The 21,641-nt window shown below is 60.6% G+C and carries 20 protein-coding genes; 14 read left to right on the top strand and 6 right to left on the bottom strand.

The window, feature by feature from the left end; genetic code table 11:
- Positions 1–138 precede the first annotated feature (138 nt).
- Positions 139–1,404 carry an inorganic phosphate transporter gene (locus tag OKC29_RS20475; RefSeq protein WP_016352095.1) on the bottom strand — a complete coding sequence of 422 codons (1,266 nt, stop codon included), beginning with the start codon at positions 1,402–1,404 and terminating at the stop codon, positions 139–141.
- Positions 1,405–1,427: 23 nt separating this feature from the next.
- Positions 1,428–2,108: a TIGR00153 family protein gene (locus OKC29_RS20470; RefSeq protein WP_005305357.1), complete on the bottom strand. Its 681-nt coding sequence runs from the start codon at positions 2,106–2,108 to the stop codon at positions 1,428–1,430.
- A gap of 169 nt (positions 2,109–2,277) precedes the next feature.
- Between OKC29_RS20470 and OKC29_RS20465 the strand changes: the two genes are divergently transcribed.
- Positions 2,278–3,237 (top strand): CYTH domain-containing protein, encoded by a 960-nt coding sequence (locus OKC29_RS20465; RefSeq protein WP_045788952.1) that lies wholly within the window; start codon positions 2,278–2,280, stop codon positions 3,235–3,237.
- A gap of 88 nt (positions 3,238–3,325) precedes the next feature.
- Here the strand turns inward: OKC29_RS20465 and OKC29_RS20460 are convergent, their stop codons facing one another.
- Together OKC29_RS20460 and lpxL are read right to left on the bottom strand one after the other, a co-directional pair.
- Positions 3,326–3,793 carry an energy transducer TonB gene (locus tag OKC29_RS20460; RefSeq protein ID WP_073351840.1) on the bottom strand — a complete coding sequence of 156 codons (468 nt, stop codon included), beginning with the start codon at positions 3,791–3,793 and terminating at the stop codon, positions 3,326–3,328.
- A 152-nt stretch (positions 3,794–3,945) separates the two neighbouring features.
- Positions 3,946–4,869, bottom strand: coding sequence for an LpxL/LpxP family Kdo(2)-lipid IV(A) lauroyl/palmitoleoyl acyltransferase (gene lpxL / locus OKC29_RS20455; protein ID WP_045788954.1), 924 nt, complete (start codon positions 4,867–4,869; stop codon positions 3,946–3,948).
- 305 nt (positions 4,870–5,174) lie between these two features.
- Between lpxL and hldE the strand changes: the two genes are divergently transcribed.
- Positions 5,175–6,602 carry a bifunctional D-glycero-beta-D-manno-heptose-7-phosphate kinase/D-glycero-beta-D-manno-heptose 1-phosphate adenylyltransferase HldE gene (hldE, locus tag OKC29_RS20450; RefSeq protein ID WP_016352090.1) on the top strand — a complete coding sequence of 476 codons (1,428 nt, stop codon included), beginning with the start codon at positions 5,175–5,177 and terminating at the stop codon, positions 6,600–6,602.
- A gap of 103 nt (positions 6,603–6,705) precedes the next feature.
- On the opposite strand, the gene tolC is transcribed toward hldE, so the two are convergent.
- Positions 6,706–8,031, bottom strand: a complete 1,326-nt coding sequence (tolC, locus tag OKC29_RS20445) for an outer membrane channel protein TolC (protein ID WP_024944694.1) — start codon at positions 8,029–8,031, stop codon at positions 6,706–6,708.
- A 304-nt stretch (positions 8,032–8,335) separates the two neighbouring features.
- Here tolC and nudF point away from each other — a divergent pair, with 304 nt between their 5' ends.
- The 12 genes from nudF (at position 8,336) to OKC29_RS20385 (ending at position 20,697) form a co-directional block, all read left to right on the top strand.
- On the top strand, positions 8,336–8,977 hold the full coding sequence (nudF, locus tag OKC29_RS20440; protein ID WP_162275778.1) for an ADP-ribose diphosphatase: 642 nt from the start codon (positions 8,336–8,338) through the stop codon (positions 8,975–8,977).
- A 46-nt stretch (positions 8,978–9,023) separates the two neighbouring features.
- A complete protein-coding gene (locus tag OKC29_RS20435; RefSeq protein WP_198426826.1) occupies positions 9,024–9,425 on the top strand; it encodes a DUF1249 domain-containing protein in 402 nt (133 codons plus the stop codon).
- 26 nt (positions 9,426–9,451) lie between these two features.
- Positions 9,452–10,270: a 3',5'-cyclic-AMP phosphodiesterase gene (gene cpdA / locus OKC29_RS20430; RefSeq protein ID WP_011707475.1), complete on the top strand. Its 819-nt coding sequence runs from the start codon at positions 9,452–9,454 to the stop codon at positions 10,268–10,270.
- Between the two features lie 9 nt (positions 10,271–10,279).
- On the top strand, positions 10,280–10,867 hold the full coding sequence (locus tag OKC29_RS20425; protein ID WP_270669581.1) for a YqiA/YcfP family alpha/beta fold hydrolase: 588 nt from the start codon (positions 10,280–10,282) through the stop codon (positions 10,865–10,867).
- 2 nt (positions 10,868–10,869) lie between these two features.
- Complete coding sequence (locus OKC29_RS20420) at positions 10,870–11,493, top strand: NUDIX hydrolase (protein ID WP_073351834.1); 624 nt, start codon at positions 10,870–10,872, stop codon at positions 11,491–11,493.
- 36 nt (positions 11,494–11,529) lie between these two features.
- On the top strand, positions 11,530–11,931 hold the full coding sequence (locus OKC29_RS20415; protein WP_043171324.1) for a GFA family protein: 402 nt from the start codon (positions 11,530–11,532) through the stop codon (positions 11,929–11,931).
- Positions 11,932–11,997: 66 nt separating this feature from the next.
- Positions 11,998–12,267 carry a DUF1656 domain-containing protein gene (locus OKC29_RS20410; protein ID WP_011707471.1) on the top strand — a complete coding sequence of 90 codons (270 nt, stop codon included), beginning with the start codon at positions 11,998–12,000 and terminating at the stop codon, positions 12,265–12,267.
- Positions 12,260–13,126: an efflux RND transporter periplasmic adaptor subunit gene (locus tag OKC29_RS20405; protein ID WP_073351832.1), complete on the top strand. Its 867-nt coding sequence runs from the start codon at positions 12,260–12,262 to the stop codon at positions 13,124–13,126. The genes OKC29_RS20410 and OKC29_RS20405 overlap by 8 nt, the downstream gene beginning before the upstream one ends.
- A 1-nt stretch (position 13,127) precedes the next feature.
- The gene (locus tag OKC29_RS20400) at positions 13,128–15,179 is read left to right on the top strand and encodes an FUSC family protein (protein WP_073351829.1); all 2,052 of its coding nucleotides are present in this window, start codon (positions 13,128–13,130) and stop codon (positions 15,177–15,179) included.
- A gap of 114 nt (positions 15,180–15,293) precedes the next feature.
- The gene (gene parE / locus OKC29_RS20395) at positions 15,294–17,204 is read left to right on the top strand and encodes a DNA topoisomerase IV subunit B (protein ID WP_073351828.1); all 1,911 of its coding nucleotides are present in this window, start codon (positions 15,294–15,296) and stop codon (positions 17,202–17,204) included.
- Between the two features lie 71 nt (positions 17,205–17,275).
- A complete protein-coding gene (gene parC / locus OKC29_RS20390; RefSeq protein ID WP_073351827.1) occupies positions 17,276–19,570 on the top strand; it encodes a DNA topoisomerase IV subunit A in 2,295 nt (764 codons plus the stop codon).
- A 122-nt stretch (positions 19,571–19,692) separates the two neighbouring features.
- A complete protein-coding gene (locus OKC29_RS20385; RefSeq protein WP_232090975.1) occupies positions 19,693–20,697 on the top strand; it encodes an alpha/beta hydrolase family protein in 1,005 nt (334 codons plus the stop codon).
- A gap of 267 nt (positions 20,698–20,964) precedes the next feature.
- Here the strand turns inward: OKC29_RS20385 and OKC29_RS20380 are convergent, their stop codons facing one another.
- Positions 20,965–21,414: a hypothetical protein gene (locus OKC29_RS20380; protein ID WP_123785053.1), complete on the bottom strand. Its 450-nt coding sequence runs from the start codon at positions 21,412–21,414 to the stop codon at positions 20,965–20,967.
- Between the last annotated feature and the right edge of the window lie 227 nt (positions 21,415–21,641).

Genomic DNA, 21,641 nt, shown 5'->3' with positions numbered 1-21,641 from the left:
CTTGAGTCGAAACAAGGCCAAACAGTCTGCGCCTGTGGGGCGGGTGATGCAAGTTGCTCGCGTCCTCCAGGTGCGGATAAGCACGCCGAGATAAAAAAAGCCCGGATCAATGACCCGGGCTTTTCACTGCAGCGCGCCTCAGGAGAAGCAGATCTGCAGCACGTAGAAGATGGCGATGGCCAGGATGGCGCCAGCCGGCAGGGTGATGACCCAGGAGACCACGATGTTGCGCAGCACACCCAGATTCAGCGCCGCGATGCCGCGCGCCAGACCCACGCCCATGACCGCACCGACCAGGGTCTGGGTGGTGGAGATGGGCAGACCGGTGCCGGAGGCGATCACCACGGTGGCGGCGGTGGCCAGCTGGGCGGCGAAGCCGCGGCTCGGAGTCAGGTGGGTGATGCCGGTACCGACGGTGGCCATCACCTTCTCGCCCATGGTGGCCAGACCGATGACGATACCGATGCCGCCGAGCGGCAGGATCCACCAGGCGATGTGGGAGCTACCGCCGATCTCGCCGCCGGCCGCCACGATGGAGGCGACTGCGGAGAGCGGGCCGATGGCGTTGGCCACGTCGTTGGAGCCGTGGGCAAAGGCCATGGCACAGGCGGTGATGATCATCAGGATGCCGAATACCTTCTCCACGTTGGCGAAGTGCATCTTGCTGTCATCCTGCGGGTTGTACTGCTGGCCACGAATGTAGAGCCAGCCGGCAAACGCCACCGCGATGGAGATGGCGATGGAGAGCAGGATGCCCTCGCCGTCGGTCAGGTGCAGACCGACGTGGGTCAGCCCCTTCTTGATGGTCACCAGACAGATCACCAGCGCGGTCAGGAACATGTAGAAGGGCACGTAGCGCTTGGCGTTGTTCAGCGGATCATCGGTGTTGAAGATGAGCTTCTGCACGCTGATGAACATGAAGTAGGCGATGACGCCGGAGATGGCCGGAGTGATGATCCAGGAGCCGACGATGCCGCCGAACTTGCTCCACTGCACCGCTTCCGGGCCAATGCTCACCACGGCGAAACCGACGATGGCGCCGATGATGGAGTGGGTGGTGGAGACGGGCCAGCCGAAGTAGGAGGCCAGGATCAACCAGGCACCCGCAGCCAGCAGGGAGGCTATCATGCCGAGCACCAGCAGATCCGGCGTATCGGCAAAGGCGTTGCTGTCGATGATGCCGTTGCGGATGGTCGCGGTCACTTCGCCGCCGGCCAGATAGGCACCGGCAAACTCGAAGATCATGGCGATGATGATGGCCTGACGGATGGTCAGGGATTTGGTGCCGACCGACGTGCCCATGGCGTTGGCGACGTCATTCGCACCAATACCCCAGGCCATCAAAAAGCCGAACAAGGCCGCCACGAGCACCAGGGTGGTGCCGTAATTCGCGATAATGTCCATTCAGTGTTTACCCAGTCAGTCGATTACGAACGAGCCAGCATCAGTTCCAGACGGGCGCCAACGCGCTCGGCCTGATCTGCCAGGTCACCTACCCATTCGAGGATCTTGTAGAGGAACATAACGTCGATCGGATTGTATTTCTGCTCAACGGCTTGCAGCTGTTGGCGCAGCCCGATCTGCATGGTGTCAGTATCGTCCTCGATAAGATCCAGCTGGTGGATCATCTCGGCAACCATTTCAACTTCACGTCCTTTAAAGCCGGTTTCGAGCAGCTCATCGAGTTCTCCGATGGCTTTCTCGGCTTGGGCGGTCGCATCGATACAGCGTTTGAGATAGGCCATGAAATCGGCACGCATCTCGGAGGGGAATTCCATTTTGCGGCCAAGCATGCGGCCGGAAATATCCTTGGCACGATTGGCAATCTTGTCCTGCTGGGTCAGCAGTTCGAGCAGGTCGGTACGGGCAACCGGCAGGAACAGGCCGCGAGGCAGCTTCAGACGAATTTCACGCTTGAGGATGTCCGCTTCTTTTTCCAGCTGGGCAATCTGCTGCCGGATCTTCTCGGCATCTTCCCAACGGTCTTCGGCAACGGCATCAAAGAAGGGAACCAACTGCTGGGAGCACTGGTGAACCTTGACGATATGCTTCTGCAGCGGCTTGATGGGGGACTTGGCAAAAAGCCCCAAAATAGTATTTACTGGCATGGCCAAACCTGTGTCGGTGAAAAAACACTCGATACGATTTTATGAGGGGCGCATGGTAACCGAACTGCGCCATCAATAAAACCGTGAATTAATCCTGATGTATCGCAGGCATTATATCCTCGCGCTTAGCATCACGCCCCCCAAAGTTGCCTGCCAGCCCGGAATGACTATGCAAACTGAGATCGAGATAAAGTTTTTTGTCTCCCGAGATATTCGACAGCCTTTTTTCAACCTTCTGAATTCACTGGAAATTATATCCAACTCTCAAGCCGAACTCGGCAATGTCTATTTTGATACGCCAGCGCTGGATTTGCGCCGCCTGGAGATGGGTTTGCGGATCCGTCGCAGCGATGATTTCGCCGAACAGACGATTAAATGTCGGGGCCAGGCGGTGGGCGGACTGCATGCCAGACCCGAATACAATGCCCCGGTCGCTGGCGATATGCCCGCGCTTGACGCTTTTCCTGACGAGATTTGGCCGAGTCTTTCCACACGCGATGCAATCCAGGGTGCCCTGGTGGCCCAGTTTCGTACCGATTTCCTGCGTCGCCACTGGTTGATCGCCTTCGCGGGGGCCGAAATCGAGCTGGCCTGGGATCAGGGGGAGATCGTCGGCGTATTCGGCAAGAGCCGCATCGACGAGCTAGAGCTGGAGCTCAAGTCCGGCGAGGCGAGCGCCCTGTTTGGCTTGGCAGAGCAGCTGGCCGGGCTTGGCGGCCTGCGGCTCGGGGCTCAGTCCAAGGCCCAGCGCGGTTATCGGCTGGCTGGGCTCGGCAAGCCGCTGGCGCTGCAAGCCTTGCCTGCATTGACCGACCTGAGTGCGGCCGAGCGTATCGCCCTCGGCCTGCAGCACTGGCAGCATCACGAGCAGTATTGGCTTGAGCAGACAGACGCCGAGGCGCAGGGGTTGGCGTTGCAGCAGCTGCGCCTGGGCATGGACCTGATTGCCGAGGCGGCCGGCAGGTTGCCGGCAGCGGACTGGCTTGACGACCTGACCCGGCTCGAGCCGCGGCTGGCCTCGGTCGCCGGACAGGCCGACTGGCAGCAGGCGTTGCCGGCCCTGTTCCTTCAGGCCGACTATGTGCGGCTGCAACTGGCCATCGCCGCCTGGCTGCACCGGCAAGGGTGATGAGCCGCGCGCCGCAGCGCTTGCAATGCAAAAAGGTGAGCCTGGCTCACCTTTTTCTTTCGCTGTCGATAGGGCCTGCACGGCTGATTCAGACCTGGGTGTAGATCAGCCCGGTGCTGCGCACCACGTCTTCCCCCTGGCAGCGCAGTTCCAGTTCGCTGGTGTCGCAGGGCTGGCCGTTGTGCTCGATGCAGAATTCGAAGCGGGTGCGGGATTTGACCGGAATGTGCTGCGAGTTGGTGGGGGTGGCCTGCCATTGCCACTGCTGCAACACGGCGATGGCGGCGTCGCTGAACTGCGGGTCGCTGCTGTCCAGCACCCGGATCTGTTCGGCCCGTCCCGCCGGGTTGATCACGTACTCGAGCGAGCTGCAACCGGCCTGCCCGGCCAGGATGGCCTCTTTGGGATAGCGGGACTCCATCCGGGTGAGCGGGCTCCACTGGGCGTTCACGTCCTTGAGATCGCTTAAGTGGAGGGAGGTCAGATGGACGCTGTGGGTCTGCTGGCTGCAGCCGGTCAATGCGCACAAGGCGCCCAGCAAAAGAGTGGCTTTCATGTTCGCTTCCCTTCGTTATTGGTATTACTGGCGAGCCGGGGCCCGCCGCTCGGCAGGGCCATTAATAAAATATTCAGCCACGAATGAAAACCCTTTACCGGCAACAGACCAGAAAAAACCGCCTTTCGGCGGCTTTTTCGGTTTTTTCCCACTCAATAATAGCTCGCATCGTCCGGGTTGGGCCTGGTCTTGAAGCGGCGGTGCAGCCACATGTACTGCTCCGGCGCCTTGCGCACGGCGGCTTCTATCTCGCGGTTGGCACGGGCCGCATCGACCAGGTCGTCGCCGCTGGGATAGTCGGCGAGCGGCGCCCCGATATGCAGGGTGTAACCCTCGCTGGTGCGGATGTTGTAGCAGGGCAGGGTGACGGTGTTCTTCACCCGCGCCAGGGTGGCGGTGCCGGTGATGGTGGCGGCCTGCTCGACCGCGAAGTAGGGCACGAACACGCTGGCATGGCTGCCGTAGTCATGATCCGGCGCATACCAGAGCGCATCCCCGTTGCGCAGCGCCTTGATCATCCCCTTCACGTCCATCCGGTCCACCAGGTATTTGTTGGAGGCGCAGCGACCGTGGTACTGGGCATACTCCAGCACCGGGTTGGTGTTGGGACGGTAGACGCCGACCCCGGGCCGTACCAGGCCGAAGCAGCGGGCGTTGAGCTCCAGCGTGAGGAAATGGCAGGAGAGCAGCAGCATGCCCTGACCCTTCTCCATGGCGGCGATGACGTGCTCTTCCCCTTCTACCTTCATCAGGTTGCGCATCCGCCAATCCGGCCAGAACCAGGCCATGCCGACTTCGAAGATGGCGCAGCCCACGCTCTCGAAATTCTGCTTGAGCAGTTTCTCGCGCTCATCCTTGGTCAGCTCGGGCATCGCCAGCTCCAGATTGCGGCGGGCAATCTTGACGCGGGATTTCAGCAGCTTGCGGGCCAGACTGCCGAGCTGGCGTCCCAGCCACATCTGGCTGCGCCAGGGCAGCAGCACCAGCAGCCAGAGCAGGCTGAGGCCGAACCAGCTGGCCCAGTAGCGGGGATGAAACAGGCGGGGTTCGAGGCGGGGAGCATTGTCGTGGGCCATGAAAAGTCTCTTGTTCGCAATCGCCATGCACCGGGCAAGCCCGGTCGAATAAGGGGAGGCGATAAAGGCACGTGGGGATCCTGAACGGATCGTTTTATTCGCAAGCGGGGATTCTAGCCGAAAAGCGGGGTCGGGGGCGAATGGCTATGTGCTGGTCAGAGGGGCTGATGGTGGTTCACTGGCGTGACGGGAATCGTCACTACCGGTTTCTTTAAATGGAAACCGCAGGTTTGCTTTTTCTCCCTCAAATAAAAGAGTGTGATAAAATCGGCGACTGATTTTTCAGGTTTTGAGAGTCGATACAGATGAAGATCACCCTGCCCGAGTTTGAAAAAGCCCGCGTTCTGGTCGTTGGCGATGTCATGTTGGACCGTTATTGGCATGGCCCCACCGGCCGGATCTCGCCCGAAGCACCGGTGCCCGTGGTCAAGGTCGAACACATTGAGGAGCGCCCGGGTGGCGCCGCCAACGTGGCGCTCAACTCCGCCGCGCTGGGCGCCCACGCCGTGCTGCTGGGTCTGACCGGTCAGGATGAGGCCGCCGATGCCTTGGCTGGCCAGATGGCCGGCGTCAAGGTCGCCTGTGACTTCGTTCGTCTGGCCGACTACCCGACCATCACCAAGCTGCGCGTGCTGTCGCGCAACCAGCAGCTGCTGCGTCTGGACTTTGAAGAGGCCTTCCACGATGTGGACTCCACCCTGCTGATGGGCAAGGTCGAGCAGGCGCTGCCGCACAGCGACGTGATGATCCTCTCCGACTACGGCAAGGGCGCCCTCAACGACGTGCCCGGCATGATCCAGCGCGCTCGCGCCGCCGGCATCCCGGTGCTGGTCGATCCCAAGGGGACCGATTTCGAGAAGTACCGCGGCGCCACCCTGCTGACCCCCAACATGTCCGAGTTCGAGGCCGTGGTGGGCAAGGTGAAGAGTGAAGAGGAGCTGGTTGCCAAGGGGCTGGAGCTGGTCAAGCGCTTCGAGCTGGAGGCCCTGCTGGTCACCCGTTCCGAGAACGGCATGACCCTGATCCGCGAAGGCCAACCCGAGCTGCACCTGCCGGCCCAGGCCCACGAGGTGTATGACGTGACCGGTGCCGGTGATACCGTCATCTCCACCCTGGCCACCTCGCTGGCCGCCGGCAAGAGCCTGGACGAAGCCTGTGCCTTGGCCAACACCGCCGCCGGCATCGTGGTCGGCAAGCTGGGCACCTCCACCGTCAGCCCGGTTGAGCTTGCCAACGCGCTCTACACCGAGCAGGAAACCGGCTTTGGCGTCATGTCCGAAGCCCAGCTCAAGATTGCCGTGCAGGCCGCCCGTCTGCGTGGCGAGAAGGTAGTGATGACCAACGGTTGCTTCGATATTCTGCATGCCGGTCACGTCTCCTACCTGGCCAATGCCGGCAAGCTGGGGGATCGCCTGATCGTGGCGGTCAACACCGACGAGTCGGTGCGCCGCCTCAAGGGGCCGGGTCGTCCGGTCAATCCGACCGAGCGCCGGATGGCCGTGCTGGCGGCGCTGGGTGCCGTGGACTGGGTGGTGCCCTTCGCCGAGGATACCCCGCAGCGGCTGATCGCCGAGGTGCTGCCGGATCTGCTGGTCAAGGGCGGCGACTACAAGCCGGAAGAGATTGCCGGTTACGCCGAGGTGACCGCCAACGGCGGCGAGGTGCGAGTCCTCAACTTCGAGGATGGCTGCTCCACCAGCGACATCATCAAGACCATCCGCGAACGCGGCTAATACTGCTGGTCCCGTTTATCCGGTACCATCGCCAGCAAGCGACGATTCCCGGATAACAAAAAGGCGACCTTATGGTCGCCTTTTTCATTGCCGATAACGACTATCAGACTTTGGTCTTGGCTTTTGCAGTGGCAGGCATCAGACCCTGGTTTACTTCCACCAGATCCTGCGCCTCCAGCACACCGGCAGCCTGTTTCAGGCTCAGGATATTGAGGATGTAGTTGTAACGGGCTTCGGAGAGCTTCTGCTTGGCCTCGTACAGCTTGCGGGTGGAGTCCAGCACGTCAACGATGGTACGGGTGCCGACCTCGTAGCCCGCTTCGGTCGCCTTGAGGGCGCTGTCGGCGGAGATGACGGACTGGCTGTAGGCGCGTACCGAGCCGATGCTGGCGTTCACGTTGTTGTAGGAGGAGCGCACCGTGCTCTGCACCGAGCGGAAGTTCTTCTCCAGCAGTTCGCTGGCCGCCACGTAGTTGTACTGAGCCTGTTTCACTTTGGAGCTAGTGGCGCCACCGCTGTAGAGCGGCAGCTTGAAGGTCAGGCCGATATTGGCCTGATTGTCATTGCCGCCTGGCATGCTATCAAGCTTGTAATCGGTATTGCTGGTTTGCAGTCCGGCACCCAGATCCAGAGTCGGCTCATGGCCGGTCTTGGCCAGGTCAATCTGCTCCTTGGCGATGTCCTTGCCGATGCGGGCACTGTGCAGTTGCAGGTTCTTGTCCAGCGCCAGCTCCAGCCACTTGTCGGAGCCGAAGGCGGTTTTCTGCGGGCTGAAGCGATCGGTGTTGAGCACGTCCAGCTGACGGTGGTCGATACCGGTCAGCTCACGCAGGGTCTCGTAGCTGTTGTCCAGCGAGTTCTCGGCGTTGATCTCGTCCGCCAGCGCCTGGTCACGAGAGGCCTCGGCTTCGTGGACGTCGGTGATGGCGGTCAAGCCCACTTCGAAACGCTGCTGGGTCTGTTCCAGCTGACGCTCTACCGCAACCTTGTTGGCGCGCACGAACTCCAGGGTGTCCATCGCCTTGAGTACGTTGAAATAGGCCTGGGCAGTGCGCAGCATCAGGCTCTGGATCTCGAGGTTGTAGGCAACATCAGACTGGGTAGCCTGCTTCTCGCTGATATCCAGATTGACCCAGTTACTGCGACGATAGAGGGACTGCGACAGCGTCACTTCACCCTTGGCGTTGTTGTTGCTCTGGGTATCGTTCTTGTTTTTCAGATAATTGAGTCCGGCACCCAGATCGATCTGGGGCAGCAGAGGGGCACGGGTTTCGTTGATCTTCTCGAAGGCCTGATCGCGAACGGCTTTGGACTGCAGCAACTGCGGGTCTTTGATCTGGGCTTGCTGGTAGATGTCGAGCAGGTTTTCGGCATGGGCACCGGCACTGACGCCCAGCAACACCATGACGGACAAAAGTGTTCTTTTCATAGATCGATTTAACCTTATGTAGTAACCCAAACTGGTTGCTGGAGAGGGCAAATATTGTCACCGACCAAGCTTGATTGCAGCTTAATCACTCTACTATAAGCAAAATTTTATGATAACTGTCTCTTTTCCAGCGACAGGAACGTCAAGAACGAGGGTGAGTTTTCTCCCCCTCGTGCCTAGCCAAATGTCCTGTGGCTGCTAAAATCCGTCCCTCATCTCCGACGGGAGCGAGTGAATGAATGTTCATTCATATTCCCGGATTTTATGGTCTAACCGAGCCAAGTCAAGCTGGCGGGAGTCTCGTATGTCGCAGCAAGCCTTGCCCCAAACCCGTCACTATTCTGCCGATGACGTGAAAATTATCGATAAATCAGCAGGATATAACGGGTTCTTCAAAGTGAACGTCTATCGTCTGCAGCACAGGTTATTTGCAGGGGGCTGGAACGAGCCCATCGTCCGCGAGCTGTTCGAGCGCGGCCATGCCGCCGCCCTGTTGCCTTACGACCCGGTGCGTGACCAGATCGTACTGGTGGAGCAGTTTCGCATCGGTGCCATCGAGACCGGCGCCACCCCCTGGCTGCTGGAGCTGGTGGCCGGCATCATAGACCCGGGTGAGGTCGCTGAAGAGGTGGTGCGGCGCGAAGCGGTGGAAGAGGCGGGCATCGAGGTCGGCCGCTGCGAGCACGCCATCAGCTATCTGGTGAGTCCGGGCGGCAGCACCGAGCGCATCGAGGTCTACGTGGGCGAGGTGGATGCCAGCAAGGCCGAGGGGATCCACGGTCTGGCGGAAGAGGGGGAAGACATCCGGGTCCACGTGGTGAGCCGCGAGCAGGCCTATACCTGGCTCAAAGAGGGGCGCATCGACAACGCTGCCTCCGTCATCGCCTTGCAGTGGCTGGCTCTCAATCACGGCGAGCTGCGTGCCCGCTGGCTGGCGGAGCGCTAAGGTGGCGCTCGTTCATACCCAGGCCAAGCGCTATGTGCCTGATTTGATGTCCTTGCAGCGTACCTGCGAGGTCAACTACATGACCTTGATGAAACTGCTGCCCCCGGGCGGCAGTGTCGGCGCCGAACGCCGCTATCAGGTGGGCAACGGCCTGCAGTTTCAGCTCACGGTGAGCGAGGAGAGTCGCTTCACCAGCCAGGTGATCCTGGCCCAGCACAACCCGGAATTGCCGAGTTATTTGCAGGCCCGAATAGAGATTCGTTTGTACCATGATGTGCGGATGGCGGAAGTGTGTGCGGCGCAACAGATTTCAAGGTTGCAACCACGTTATGATTATCCCAATAAAAATATGCACCAGCGGGATGAAAAGGAGCAGGTAAACCTGTTTCTGGCCGATTGGCTAAAATTTTGTCTCAGACATGGTACCAGCCTGATAAACATCCTCTAGTTGAACTCATAAAAAGAAGCGTGATTTTGGAAACAGAGCTACCCCAGGCGCAGGACGGCAGTGTGCGCCTGTTGCAAATTACCGACACCCACCTCTTCGCGAGTGCCGAGGGGCGGCTATTGGCCGTGCGCACTGCCGAGAGCCTGGCTGCCGTGCTGGAACGGGTACAGGCCAATGACCATCCGTTCGATCTGATCCTCGCCACCGGGGATCTCTCCCAGGATCACAGCCCGGAGTCCTACCAGCGCTTCGCCTCCATGATGGCGCCGCTGGCGCGCCCCATCTACTGGCTGCCCGGCAACCATGACGACGGCCCCCTGATGACCGAATACCTGCATGCGGCTGGCATCAGCGAGGCCAAGCAGCTGGTAGGCGAGCACTGGCAGGTGATCCTGCTGGACACCCAGGTGCGCGGCAAACCCCACGGGGTGCTGGGGGATCACCAGCTGGCGGCGCTGGATCAGGCGCTGCGCCAGCATCCCGAGCGTCATGCCCTGATCGCCCTGCACCATCAGGCGGTGCCGGTGGGCTGTGCCTGGCTCGATCAGCACAATCTCAAGAATGCCGACGACCTGTTTGCCGTGCTGGCCCGCCACCCGCAGCAGAAGACCATACTGTTCGGCCACGTCCACCAGGAGTTTGACGAGGTGCACCGCGGGGTGCGGCTGATCGCCAGCCCCTCCACCTGCATCCAGTTCAAACCGCTCTCTGATGGCTTCGCGCTGGACGAATCCGGCCCTGGCTGGCGCTACCTCACCCTCTACCCGGATGGCCGCATCGCCAGCCAGGTGTGGCGTCTGCCGGTGGGGCAGTTCGTGCCCGACCCCAATGCCACCGGTTATTGAGGAGCCGCGATGAAGCCCGTTCTCCTCTACCTGCACGGTTTCAACTCCTCGCCCGGTTCTGCCAAGGCGCAGCAGATGGCTGCCTGGGTAGCAGAACACAGACCCGATATCGAGGTGGTGATCCCGGCCCAGCCCAACACCCCGGCGGCGGCCTGGGCGGCCATCGAGCAGACCATTGCCGATCTGCAGAGCCGTTATGGCAACGAATTCAAGCTTGGCGCCGTGGGCAGCTCCCTCGGCGGCTTTATGGCGACCCGGGTCAGCGAGCGCTACGGCTGCCACGCCGCCCTGATCAACCCGGCGGTGCGCCCGCACGAGCTGCTCTGCGATTACCTCGGCCCCCAGACCAACCCCTACACGGGGGAGCAGTACCAACTGCTGCCTGAACACATGGATGAGCTGCGGGCGCTGGCGGTACCGGTGAGCGCCCCCGAGCGACTCTGGGTGCTGCAACAGCAGGAGGACGAGGTGCTCGACTACCGCAAGGCGCTGGACGAATACCACTTTGCCCGCCTCTCGCTGGAGTGCGGTGGCGATCGCGCCTTCGTGGCGTTCGAACGCTACCCCGCCCAGATCGTCCGCTTCCTTGGGCTCTAGCCATGCAGCCGCCGTTGGCCACCTTTCTGGAACAGGTGCTGGCCACGGCGCAAGCGGGCCTCACCTACTCCAACGATCCCTTCGACATCGGCCGTTTCGAGGCGCTGCGAGCGGCCACGGTGGCGCTCATCGCCAGCCAGAGCGAGCTGGCACCAGAAGCCATCAGCGACTGGATCGCCCTCGACAGCGGTTATCCCACCCCCAAGCTGGATGTGCGGGCCTTCATTCAGAACGATGCGGGCCATATCCTGCTGGTGCAGGAGCGCAGCGACGACTGCTGGACCCTGCCGGGGGGCTGGTGCGACATCGGTGACTCGCCGGCGGGGGCCGTGGTGCGCGAAGTGGTGGAGGAGACCGGCCTGGCATGTCGGGCCGTGCAACTGCTGGCGCTGTTCGACAAGCTCAAACACCCCCATCCACCCCAGCTGCCCCACGCTCACAAGGCGTTCTTCCTGTGCGAGGTGACCGGCGGCCAGCTGCTGGACGAAACCGATGAAACCAAAGGGGCGGGGTTCTTTCCCATCGATGACTTGCCCCCGCTTTCTCGCCATCGGGTTGTGGCGTCCCAGCTGCGCACCCTGTACGACCATCTTTTGCAGGGGCGGCAGGATACCCTGTTTGATTGACATCTGAGGATGTGACCCCGTCTGCAAGGAGGCAGCATGATCAAGCGCATCGGCAATACCCCCATTCAGGAGCGACACAAAGCCAGCTGCCACTGCGGTGCCGTGGTGCTGGAGCTGACCCTGCCGGATGGCGTGGTGGATCCGCGCCGCTGCGACTGCTCGCTATGCCGACGCCGGGGCGCCATCGTCGCCTCGGTGCCGCTGTCCGGCATCCGCATCCTGCAGGGGGAGGAGGTGCTGAGCTGCTACCAGTTCAACACCCGCACCGCCAAACACTACTTCTGCAGCATCTGCGGCATCTACACCCACCATCAGCGCCGCTCCAATCCGGCCCAGTATGGTTACAACCTCGCCTGCCTCGAAGGCGTCAATCCATTCGAGCTGGGCGAGGTGCCGCTGCTCGATGGCATCAACCATCCGGCGGATCGGCTGGTCTGACCGGCAGGGTCTCATCTGCTCCTGTAGCGCCCTGCGGGGCTGTGATAGTCTTGCCAGACCCGCCACATGGCGGGTCGTGAGTCCGCATTATCTCGCTTGCCAACAGGGAGCCCGCTTGTGACAACTTCAGCACTGCCGGATCTGATCCTGGGCGCCTCTCTCTACTTTCCGCCCCTGTTCAAGGCGGTTCTGCTCGGCCTGCTGGGCTGGCTGCCGGTGCACCACCTGCTGCGCGACTGGCTCTACGGCGGGGATGTCTGGCATCCCCTGCTGATGGATCTCTCCCTGTTTATCCTCGCCGTCAGCGGCGCCCTATGGATATTGCTACATGGCTAAATCACCCCTCGCGACCCTCAAATACTTCTCTACCCTGCTGGTCTGCGCGCTGGCGCTGGCGGCGGGCTGGTGGCTGTGGAACTACTACATGCAGGGGCCCTGGACCCGGGATGGCAAGGTGCGTGCCGAGCTGGTCAGCGTCACCCCCGAGGTGTCGGGCAAGATCATCAAGATAGCGGTGAAGGACAACCAGCTGGTGAAGGCGGGGGAGGAGATCTTTACCCTGGATCCCGAGCCCTACCGGATCGCGCTGGACAACGCCCTGGCGGCGCTGGCCAAGGCCAAATCGGATCTCGACAAGGCAGAGCACGAGGCGAGCCGGCGCAGCGGCCTGTCGCGCAGCGTCATCTCCGCCGAGGCGGTGGACGAGGCCCGCCTCAATGCCCAGGCGATGAAGGCGGCCTACCAGGTGGCCCAGGCCAATCTGGAGCAGGCCCGATGGTCGCTGGCCAAGACCCGGGTTCATGCCGCGAGCGACGGTTACATCACCAACCTGCAGACCCGGATCGGCAACTATGCCAGCGCCGGTGTACCGCTGGTGGCGCTGGTAGACATCCACTCCTTCTACGTGCAGGGCTACTTCGAGGAGACCAAGCTCAGGCACATAGCGCCGGGCAAACCGGCCGAGGTGGTGCTCTACAGCGGGGAGCAGCGGCTGCGCGGCGAAGTGGAGAGCATAGGGCGCGCCATCCACGATCAGAGCGTGGAGGGGGCCGACAACCTGCTGCTGGACGTCAAACCCAATGTGCCCTGGGTGCGGCTGGCCCAGCGGGTGCCGGTGCGGATCAAGCTGCTGGAGGTGCCGCCCGGGCTGACGCTGATCGCAGGCACCACCTGCACCATCACCATAGGGGAGTAAGGTGACCGCCTCGCTCTGGCGCCAGACCCCCTGGGGCAAGGCCAATGGCGGCCAGTGGCGCTACGCCCTGCGCAACAGCCTGGCGATGTGCCTGTCGCTCTGGCTGGCCTTCGTGCTGGAGCTGGATTCCCCCTACTGGGCGATGACCTCGGCCGCGGTGGTGAGTTTTCCCACCGTGGGCGGGGTCATCAGCAAGAGTCTGGGACGGGTGGTGGGCAGCCTCATCGGCGCCATGGCTGCGGTGGTGATCACCGGCCTTGGCATCAGCGATCCCTGGCTGTTCAGCTTCCTCATCGCGCTCTGGCTGGCGCTCTGCACCTACATCTCCAACCACCATCAGAACAACGTCTCCTACGCCTTTGCGCTGGCGGGCTACACCGCCGCCATCATCGCCTTCTCCTGCGTCAACGTGACCGACCCGCAACACATTTTCGACATCGCCCAGGCGCGGGTGAGCGAGGTGATCATCGGCATCCTCTGCGGTGGCCTGTTGATGATGATCCTGCCCAGCACCTCGGATGGCGAGACCCTGCTGCAGTCGCTGCACAAGACCCAGGCCCGCCTGCTGGAGCATGCCCAGCTGCTCTGGCTGGGGGAGGCGAGCCCGGAGGTGCGCACCGCCCACGAGGGGCTGATCGGCCAGATCCTCACCATGAACGTGCTGCGCATCCAGGCGGTCTGGAGCCACCATCGGCTGCGCCGCCACAACCGGCTGCTCAACTTCCTGCTGCACCGCCAGCTGCGGCTCATCAGCCTCATCTCCAGCCAGCGCCGCATGCTGCACAACTGGCCGGCGCAACCGGAGGGGCTGCAGGCGTTGCTGGAGCGGCTGCTGGCCGAGCTGGGCCAGCCCGGCTGCGACAAGTATCGTATCGCCCGGCTGCTGGCCCCCTTGGTGCCGACGGCGGCCAGCGACTACCGGCTGCTGGCCCCCTTGGTGCCGACGGCGGCCAGCGACTACCGGCTGCACACCTTCTGGCGACGGCTGCGCCACTTCTGCTGGAGTTATCTGGAGTGTCAGCGCTGGCTGGATCGGTTGGCCCGCTACGACGATCAGGAGTGGCCGGCACCGCCGCGCCACTCTTCGCTCACCAGCCACACCGACACGCTGGAGGCGGCCTACAACGGCGGGCGCACCTTCCTCTGCGTGCTGCTGGGCTGCGCCTTCTGGATCCACAGCCAGTGGGATGCGGGCAGCTCGGCGCTGACCCTGCTCTCCATCTGCTGCGTGCTCTACTCGGCCACCCCGGCGCCTGCCAAGGGGGCCAACACCATGCTCAAGGCGATCCTGCTGCTGAGCCTCATTTGCTTCGCGGTCAAGTTCGGCCTGATGATCCGCCTCGACGACTTCTGGCTCTTCTGTGCCCTGCTGTTCCCCGTGCTCATCACCATGCAGCTGTTCAAGCAGCAACAGCCCAGGCAGGCGGTGTTGTGGGGCCAGCTCATCGTGCTGCTCGGCTCCTTTCTCGCCATCACCAATCCGCCCAGCTACGACTACCTGCAGTACATCAACGGCAGCCTGGGGCAGGCGCTGGGGGTGATGAGCGCCGGACTGGCGTTCCAGCTGCTGCGACCGAGCTCGGATCGGCGCAAGAGCCGCCGCCTCATCCGCTCCCTGCGCCGCCACTTCATGGATCAGCTGGAGCCGGCCCCGCGCCAGAGCGAGAGCCAGTTCGAATCGCTCATCTACCACTGCATCAGCCAGCTCAGCCAGAGCCAGGATCAGACCGCCCGCCTCTGGGTGCTGCGCTGGGGCGTGGTGCTGCTCAACTGCAGTCACATCGTCTGGCAGCTGCGCCAGTGGCGCGGCGAGGATCAGCCCCTCTACCTGGTGCGCGACAACTGCATCCGCTCTCTGCAGGGGATCCTCACCGAGCAGGGGGTGCAGCATGCCTCCCTGGGTCGCACCCTGGCCGAGCTGCAGCGGATCAGCGCGGCCCTGGCCAACCACAGGGAGCCGACGGCGCGGGAGCTGGCCGGCATGGTGTGGCGGCTGCACAGCTCCCTCTCCCAGTTGCAGCAGGCGCTGCCGGTGGCGGCCGAGGCGCGCTGAACGGGCCGGCGGGGCGACTTACCCCGTCCGGATCAAGCTTTGCCGCCGCCGGGTTTGTCCAATACCCTCCCAACGAGTAAGATTCTCCCCAAACGTCAATTCGCAAGGCCCTCCATGTCTACTCAATACAATGCGGATGCCATTGAGGTCCTCAATGGCCTTGAACCGGTGCGTCGCCGCCCCGGCATGTATACCGACACCACCCGGCCCAATCACCTCGGCCAGGAGGTCATCGACAACAGCGTCGACGAAGCGCTGGCGGGTCACGCCCGTACCCTGGAGGTGACCCTGTATGAAGATCAGTCCCTCGAGGTGATCGACGACGGCCGCGGCATGCCGGTCGACATCCACCCGGAGGAAGGGGTGTGCGGGGTGGAGCTGATCCTCTGCAAGCTGCACGCGGGCGGCAAGTTCTCCAACAAGAACTACCAGTTCTCCGGCGGTCTGCACGGGGTGGGCATCTCGGTGGTGAACGCCCTCTCCGAGCGGGTCGAGGTGACGGTGCGCCGCGACGGCCAGGTCTACGACATCGCTTTCGAGAAGGGCGAGAAGGTACAGGAGCTGACCATCACCGGCACCTGCGGGCGCCGCAACACCGGCACCCGGGTGCGTTTCTGGCCGGAAGCCCACTACTTCGATTCGCCCAGGTTCTCGGTCTCCAAGCTGGAGCACCTGCTCAAGGCCAAGGCGGTACTCTGCCCCGGCCTCACCATCAAGTTCCTCGACAAGAACACCGGCATCAAGCTGGAGTGGTGCTATGAAGACGGCCTCAAGGATTACCTGGTCGACGCGGTCAAGCAGTTCACCTGCCTGCCGGAGCAGCCCTTCGTCGGCGCCTTCAGCACCGAGCAGTCGGCGGTGGACTGGGCCCTCTGCTGGTTGCCGGAAGGGGGCGAATGCCTCGCCGAATCCTATGTGAACCTGATCCCCACCGCCCAGGGCGGTACCCACGTCAACGGCCTGCGCCAGGGCCTGCTCGACGCCATGCGCGAGTTCTGCGAGTTCCGCAACCTGCTGCCGCGCGGGGTCAAGCTCACACCGGAAGATATCTGGGATCGCTGCGCCTACATCCTCTCCATCAAGATGCAGGATCCGCAGTTCGCTGGTCAGACCAAGGAGCGGCTCTCCTCCCGTCAGAGCTCGGCGTTCGTCTCCGGCGTGGTGAAGGATGCCTTCAGCCTCTATCTGAACAGCAACACCGAGCTGGCCGAACAGCTGGCCGAGCTCTGCATCTCCAGCGCCCAGCGCCGGATGCGCGCCGCCAAGACGGTGGTGCGCAAGAAGATAACCCAGGGCCCGGCCCTGCCCGGCAAGCTCACCGACTGCGGCTGCGCCGACCCCATGCAAGGTGAGTTGTTCCTGGTGGAGGGTGACTCCGCAGGTGGCAGTGCCAAGCAGGCGCGGGATCGCGAGTTTCAGGCCATCATGCCGCTGCGCGGCAAGATCCTGAACACCTGGGAAGTGGAGGCCGGTCAGGTGCTCGCCTCGCAAGAAGTGCACGATATCTCGGTGGCCATCGGGCTCGATCCCGACTCTGAGGATCTCAGCGGCCTGCGCTACGGCAAGGTGTGCATCCTCGCAGATGCGGACTCGGACGGTCTGCACATCGCCACCCTGCTCTGCGCCCTCTTTGTGAAGCACTTCCGCGCCTTGGTGGAGAAGGGCCACGTCTATGTTGCCATGCCGCCGCTTTACCGGATCGATATCGGTAAAGAGGTCTACTACGCCCTCGACGAGGACGAGAAGAACGGCGTGCTGCAGCGGGTCGAAGCCGAGAAGAAGAAAGGCAAGGTGATGGTGACCCGATTCAAGGGCTTGGGCGAAATGAACCCGAAACAGCTGCGGGAAACCACCATGGATCCCAACACCCGCCGTCTGGTGCAGCTCACCATGGATCCGGCAGGGGAGAGCGAAGGGGATGCGGCTGACGAGACCCTGCAGCTGATGGACATGCTGCTGGCCAAGAAGCGGGCGAGCGATCGCCGCGAGTGGCTCGAAGAGAAGGGCAACCTCGCCATCATCTAAGCCGTCGGTCACCTGCCGACCCGCATTTCAGGCGTGCCCTTCAGGGGCGCGCCATAGCAAGAGAAAAACATATGAGTGATGCTATCGAGCTCAGTCTGGACGGGGTAGAGCGCCAGCCAATGCGCACCTTTACCGAACAGGCTTACTTGAACTACTCCATGTACGTCATCATGGATCGGGCCTTGCCGCATATCGGCGATGGCCTCAAACCGGTGCAGCGGCGCATCATCTACGCCATGAGCGAACTGGGGCTGTCGGCGCTCTCCAAGCACAAGAAGTCCGCCCGTACCGTGGGTGACGTGCTGGGTAAGTACCACCCCCACGGCGACATCGCCTGTTATGAAGCCATGGTGCTGATGGCCCAGCCCTTCTCCTACCGCTACCCACTGGTGGACGGCCAGGGCAACTGGGGGGCGCCGGACGATCCCAAATCCTTCGCCGCCATGCGTTATACCGAGGCGCGGCTGTCGCGCTTCTCCGAGCTGCTGCTCTCCGAGCTGGGCCAGGGCACGGTGGAGTGGACGCCGAACTTCGACGGCACCATGAAGGAGCCGGTGGTGTTGCCCGCCCGCCTGCCGCACATCCTGCTCAACGGGGTGACCGGCATCGCGGTGGGCATGGCGACCGATATCCCGCCCCACAACGCGCGGGAAGTGGCCCACGCCTGTGTGGAGCTCTTGGACAACCCCAATGCCGGCCTGGATGCCCTGATGGCCCATGTGCAGGGGCCGGATTACCCGACCAACGCCGAGATCATCACGCCGCGCGACGACATCCGCAAAATCTACGAGACTGGCAAGGGTTCCATCAAGCAGCGAGCGGTGTGGAGCGAGGAGGATGGCGACATCGTCATCACGGCGCTGCCCCATCAGGCCTCAGGCGCCAAGATCATGGAGCAGATTGCCGCCCAGATGGTGGCCAAGAAGCTGCCCATGGTGACCGATCTGCGCGATGAGTCGGACCACGAAAACCCGACTCGTCTGGTGATCGTGCCGCGCTCCAACCGGGTGGACGTGGAGGGGCTGATGGCCCACCTGTTCGCCACCACGGACTTGGAGAAGAATTACCGGGTCAACCTCAACATCCTGGGTCTGGACAACCGGCCCCAGGTCAAAGACCTCAAAACCATCCTCACCGAGTGGCTGAGTTTTCGCCGTGAGACGGTGCGCCGCCGCCTGCAGTATCGTCTCGACAAGGTGCTGGCCCGCCTGCACATCCTCGAAGGCTTGCTCATTGCCTACCTCAACATCGACGAGGTGATCGAGATCATCCGTACCGAGGAGGAGCCGGGCAGGGTAATGATGGAGCGCTTCAACATCAGCGAGACCCAGGCCGAGGCGATCCTCGAGCTGAAACTGCGCCACCTGGCCAAGCTCGAAGAGTTCAAGCTGCGCGCCGAGCAGAATGAACTGGCCGAAGAGCGCGACAAGCTGGAACTGATCCTGGGTTCCGAGCGCCGTCTCAGCACCCTGCTGAAAAAAGAGATCCTGGCGGATGCCGAGAAGTACGGCGACGATCGCCGTACCCCGCTGGTGGAACGTGCCACCGCCGTGGCCTTGACCGAGAAGGAGCTCACCCCGAGCGAGCCGGTTACCGTGATCCTCTCTGACAAGGGCTGGGTGCGCGCCGCCAAGGGCCACGACGTGGATGTGGAGGGCCTCTCCTACAAGGCGGGGGACAACTATCTCGCCCACGCCCATGGCCGCAGCAACCAGCAGGCGGTGTTCCTCTCCACTCTGGGGAGAACCTACTCGCTGGAGGCCCACACCCTGCCCTCCGCCCGTAGTCAGGGCGAGCCGCTCACCGGTCGCTTCGCGCTGGGGGCTGGCGAAGAGGTACGCCATCTGGTGATGGGCAACGAAGGCGAGCCGTATCTGATCTGTTCCGACGCCGGTTACGGCTTCGTCTGCAAATATGACGACCTGATTGGCAAGAACAAGAACGGCAAGGCGCTGCTGACCGTGCCGGAAGGGGGCCTGGTGATGGCACCCCAGAAGATAGGCGCGCCGGACACCGATCTCTGCATGGCCATCTCCAACGAGGGGCGCATGCTGCTGTTCCCGCTCAATACCCTGCCGGTGCTCGGCAAGGGCAAGGGCAACAAGCTCATCAGCATCCCGTCCGCGCGGGTCAAGGCACGGGAAGAGTTTATGGTGATGGTTGCCATTATTCCCCAAGGGCGGTCGGTCACTCTGTTCTCTGGTAAGCGCAAGCACATGCTTAAACCTGCCGATCTGGACTTCTACCGCGGCGAGCGCGGCCGCCGTGGCGCCAAGCTGCCCCGCGGTCTGCAGCGGGTCGATCGTATCGAGATTGAAACCGTCGTCGGCGCCGAACCGGCAGCCGGGGAAAATCAGGAAGGGTAGTCAAAAGATCTATACAAGATGGGAGCGAATTATTCGCTCCCATTTTTTTGTGAAAAATGACTCCTCAAGGGGATAGTGGTAGCGTGTCGTCCCAATGTCGATTGGATCAGAAAGGATATCTGATGAGGGTTCTTTTTCGTTATTTTTTATTTTGTGCAATATGTACGTGCAGTGCCTTGCCATCCTTCGTCGTATCGGCTGAATATACAGGGTTTAAGCGTCTCATGGTGACTGATCCTGTAGGTGGAAAGCCTATGGATGCCGTATATTTCTATCCCGGTGTGGCCGCAGAAAAGACACCAAGTACGATAGGCCCTTATCAAATAGCGGCACAAAAGGCGCTGAATATAGTACCAGGACGCTATCCAGTCATAGTGATCTCACATGGCAACGCCGGTAGTTTATGGAGTCATCATGACCTTGCCACGACTCTAGCTCGGCAGGGGAATATTGTTATTACCCTCACGCATCCTGGTGATAACTACAAGGATCAGGCAGGGGCTGGGGCCATTAGTTCCTGGTATGGTCGTCCATTACAAATATCTGCCGTCATTACTGCTGCGATCAATGATGTTGAAATAGCCCAATATATTGATAAAGATAAAATAGCGTTTGTTGGTTTCTCTGCCGGTGGAGCAACAGGATTGTTGTTGAGAGGAGGGGATATTGATGTAGGACGCTATGAAAATTATTGTCGTAAATATGAAATGAGTGCCATATGTTCAAACAAAGGGGTAATAATAAATGACCATCCTGGTCTAGTTGTGCACCCCGATTCTAGGATAAAGGCATGGGTTTTCATGGCTCCGGTGAGTATGGCATTCGCTCCCGACTCACTCAGAAGAGTGATTGCACCTACCCTTATTTTTACTGGTAATAAAGATGAAGAGCTTTCTTGGGGAGAAAATGCCAGAGACCTGGCCACCACGTTGGTTGCAGAAAAAGAATTTCAGGTAATACACAATGCCGGTCATTTTGTTTTTCTCTCTCCATGCTCTGCTCAATTAAATAAAATGGCACCAGATATTTGTAATGATGCACTAGGAGTAAACAGAGATGATATACATACGGTAATTAATAGTGAAATCTCTGAGTTTCTCAGCAGAGCGTGGCTTAAAAGGCCGTAGGTCTGATTAGCGAAGCGTAATCAGACGATCGCGAAAACAGGTTGCCAGCAATTCTGCTGGTGCTACAGCTGATATTTTCTCTATGTCCATAGCTACCGAGATTGCGGTGCGGACGATTACGCTTCGCTAATCGACCCTAGGTGCTGAACCGGTAGCCGGAGAAAATCAGGAGGGGTAATTAATAGAAAGGGCGTGAAAGCGCCCTTCTTTATTAGAAAGAAAATCTAAGGGAAATAGATACTCTGCAGTGTGTTATGTCAGTAGACGTTATTGAATATATAAGATTATATTCTTAATCATGAAGTCATCAACGTCAGTTGTTCCTGTCGCATTTTTGGCTTCTATTGTAATGATGTTACTTCCCTTGTTAAAGTATCGCTTGTCAATTACAAAGTAATACGGCTTCCATTCATTTTCGGATACATTGTTGGGGTCCGTGAATTTGGCGTAAAATTGGTTGTTTATATAAATGTGATTTCCATGAAGGCCATTTGTAGATGGTGATACTTGATAGGCATCAAAAGAAAGAATAATGTAATTATCTGGTCTGGGAGATAATTCGAAATCTAATTCAAGGTTTTTTCCTATGGGTGTTGGAGCATCCCATGATGCCATGTAGTTATCGCCTACATGTAATATGCTTTCTGTTAGTTCTAATCTACCAGCACTTACAGTACTTGATAGCATAATTAATGAAAGTAATAATATATTTCTCATGATTGTTCTCCATTTATCATGGTTGTCTGATGGAAAAGATAATTGGAATTATAAGTTGGGGTTGGACGGGGCTCAATGGAGGATTAAATTTGTTTTCTTAAGTTGTGATGAATATCAACTTCTAACAGCTACTTATAATTCATGATATTTCGGGAATTCAGATAATAAGTGCGACACTCATGGATGAATGGCGAGAGGTGGCCAACTGCTGATTGGTGGTACCCTTC

Origin of the sequence: Aeromonas sp. QDB34, from assembly GCF_027705405.1 — a bacterium.
Lineage (GTDB): Bacteria > Pseudomonadota > Gammaproteobacteria > Enterobacterales > Aeromonadaceae > Aeromonas > Aeromonas hydrophila.
This window is presented reverse-complemented; position numbering and strand designations above follow the sequence as displayed.

What these genes read in the sequence shown, in the direction of transcription:
- OKC29_RS20475 (WP_016352095.1), bottom strand. Translation starts at nt 1,404, where the DNA reads ATGGACATTATCGCGAATTACGGCACCACCCTGGTGCTCGTGGCGGCC.
- OKC29_RS20470 (WP_005305357.1), bottom strand. Translation starts at nt 2,108, where the DNA reads ATGCCAGTAAATACTATTTTGGGGCTTTTTGCCAAGTCCCCCATCAAG.
- OKC29_RS20465 (WP_045788952.1), top strand. Translation starts at nt 2,278, where the DNA reads ATGCAAACTGAGATCGAGATAAAGTTTTTTGTCTCCCGAGATATTCGA.
- OKC29_RS20460 (WP_073351840.1), bottom strand. Translation starts at nt 3,793, where the DNA reads ATGAAAGCCACTCTTTTGCTGGGCGCCTTGTGCGCATTGACCGGCTGC.
- lpxL (WP_045788954.1), bottom strand. Translation starts at nt 4,869, where the DNA reads ATGGCCCACGACAATGCTCCCCGCCTCGAACCCCGCCTGTTTCATCCC.
- hldE (WP_016352090.1), top strand. Translation starts at nt 5,175, where the DNA reads ATGAAGATCACCCTGCCCGAGTTTGAAAAAGCCCGCGTTCTGGTCGTT.
- tolC (WP_024944694.1), bottom strand. Translation starts at nt 8,031, where the DNA reads ATGAAAAGAACACTTTTGTCCGTCATGGTGTTGCTGGGCGTCAGTGCC.
- nudF (WP_162275778.1), top strand. Translation starts at nt 8,336, where the DNA reads ATGTCGCAGCAAGCCTTGCCCCAAACCCGTCACTATTCTGCCGATGAC.
- OKC29_RS20435 (WP_198426826.1), top strand. Translation starts at nt 9,024, where the DNA reads ATGTCCTTGCAGCGTACCTGCGAGGTCAACTACATGACCTTGATGAAA.
- OKC29_RS20425 (WP_270669581.1), top strand. Translation starts at nt 10,280, where the DNA reads ATGAAGCCCGTTCTCCTCTACCTGCACGGTTTCAACTCCTCGCCCGGT.
- OKC29_RS20420 (WP_073351834.1), top strand. Translation starts at nt 10,870, where the DNA reads ATGCAGCCGCCGTTGGCCACCTTTCTGGAACAGGTGCTGGCCACGGCG.
- OKC29_RS20415 (WP_043171324.1), top strand. Translation starts at nt 11,530, where the DNA reads ATGATCAAGCGCATCGGCAATACCCCCATTCAGGAGCGACACAAAGCC.
- OKC29_RS20410 (WP_011707471.1), top strand. Translation starts at nt 11,998, where the DNA reads ATGGCGGGTCGTGAGTCCGCATTATCTCGCTTGCCAACAGGGAGCCCG.
- OKC29_RS20405 (WP_073351832.1), top strand. Translation starts at nt 12,260, where the DNA reads ATGGCTAAATCACCCCTCGCGACCCTCAAATACTTCTCTACCCTGCTG.
- parE (WP_073351828.1), top strand. Translation starts at nt 15,294, where the DNA reads ATGTCTACTCAATACAATGCGGATGCCATTGAGGTCCTCAATGGCCTT.
- parC (WP_073351827.1), top strand. Translation starts at nt 17,276, where the DNA reads ATGAGTGATGCTATCGAGCTCAGTCTGGACGGGGTAGAGCGCCAGCCA.
- OKC29_RS20385 (WP_232090975.1), top strand. Translation starts at nt 19,693, where the DNA reads ATGAGGGTTCTTTTTCGTTATTTTTTATTTTGTGCAATATGTACGTGC.
- OKC29_RS20380 (WP_123785053.1), bottom strand. Translation starts at nt 21,414, where the DNA reads ATGAGAAATATATTATTACTTTCATTAATTATGCTATCAAGTACTGTA.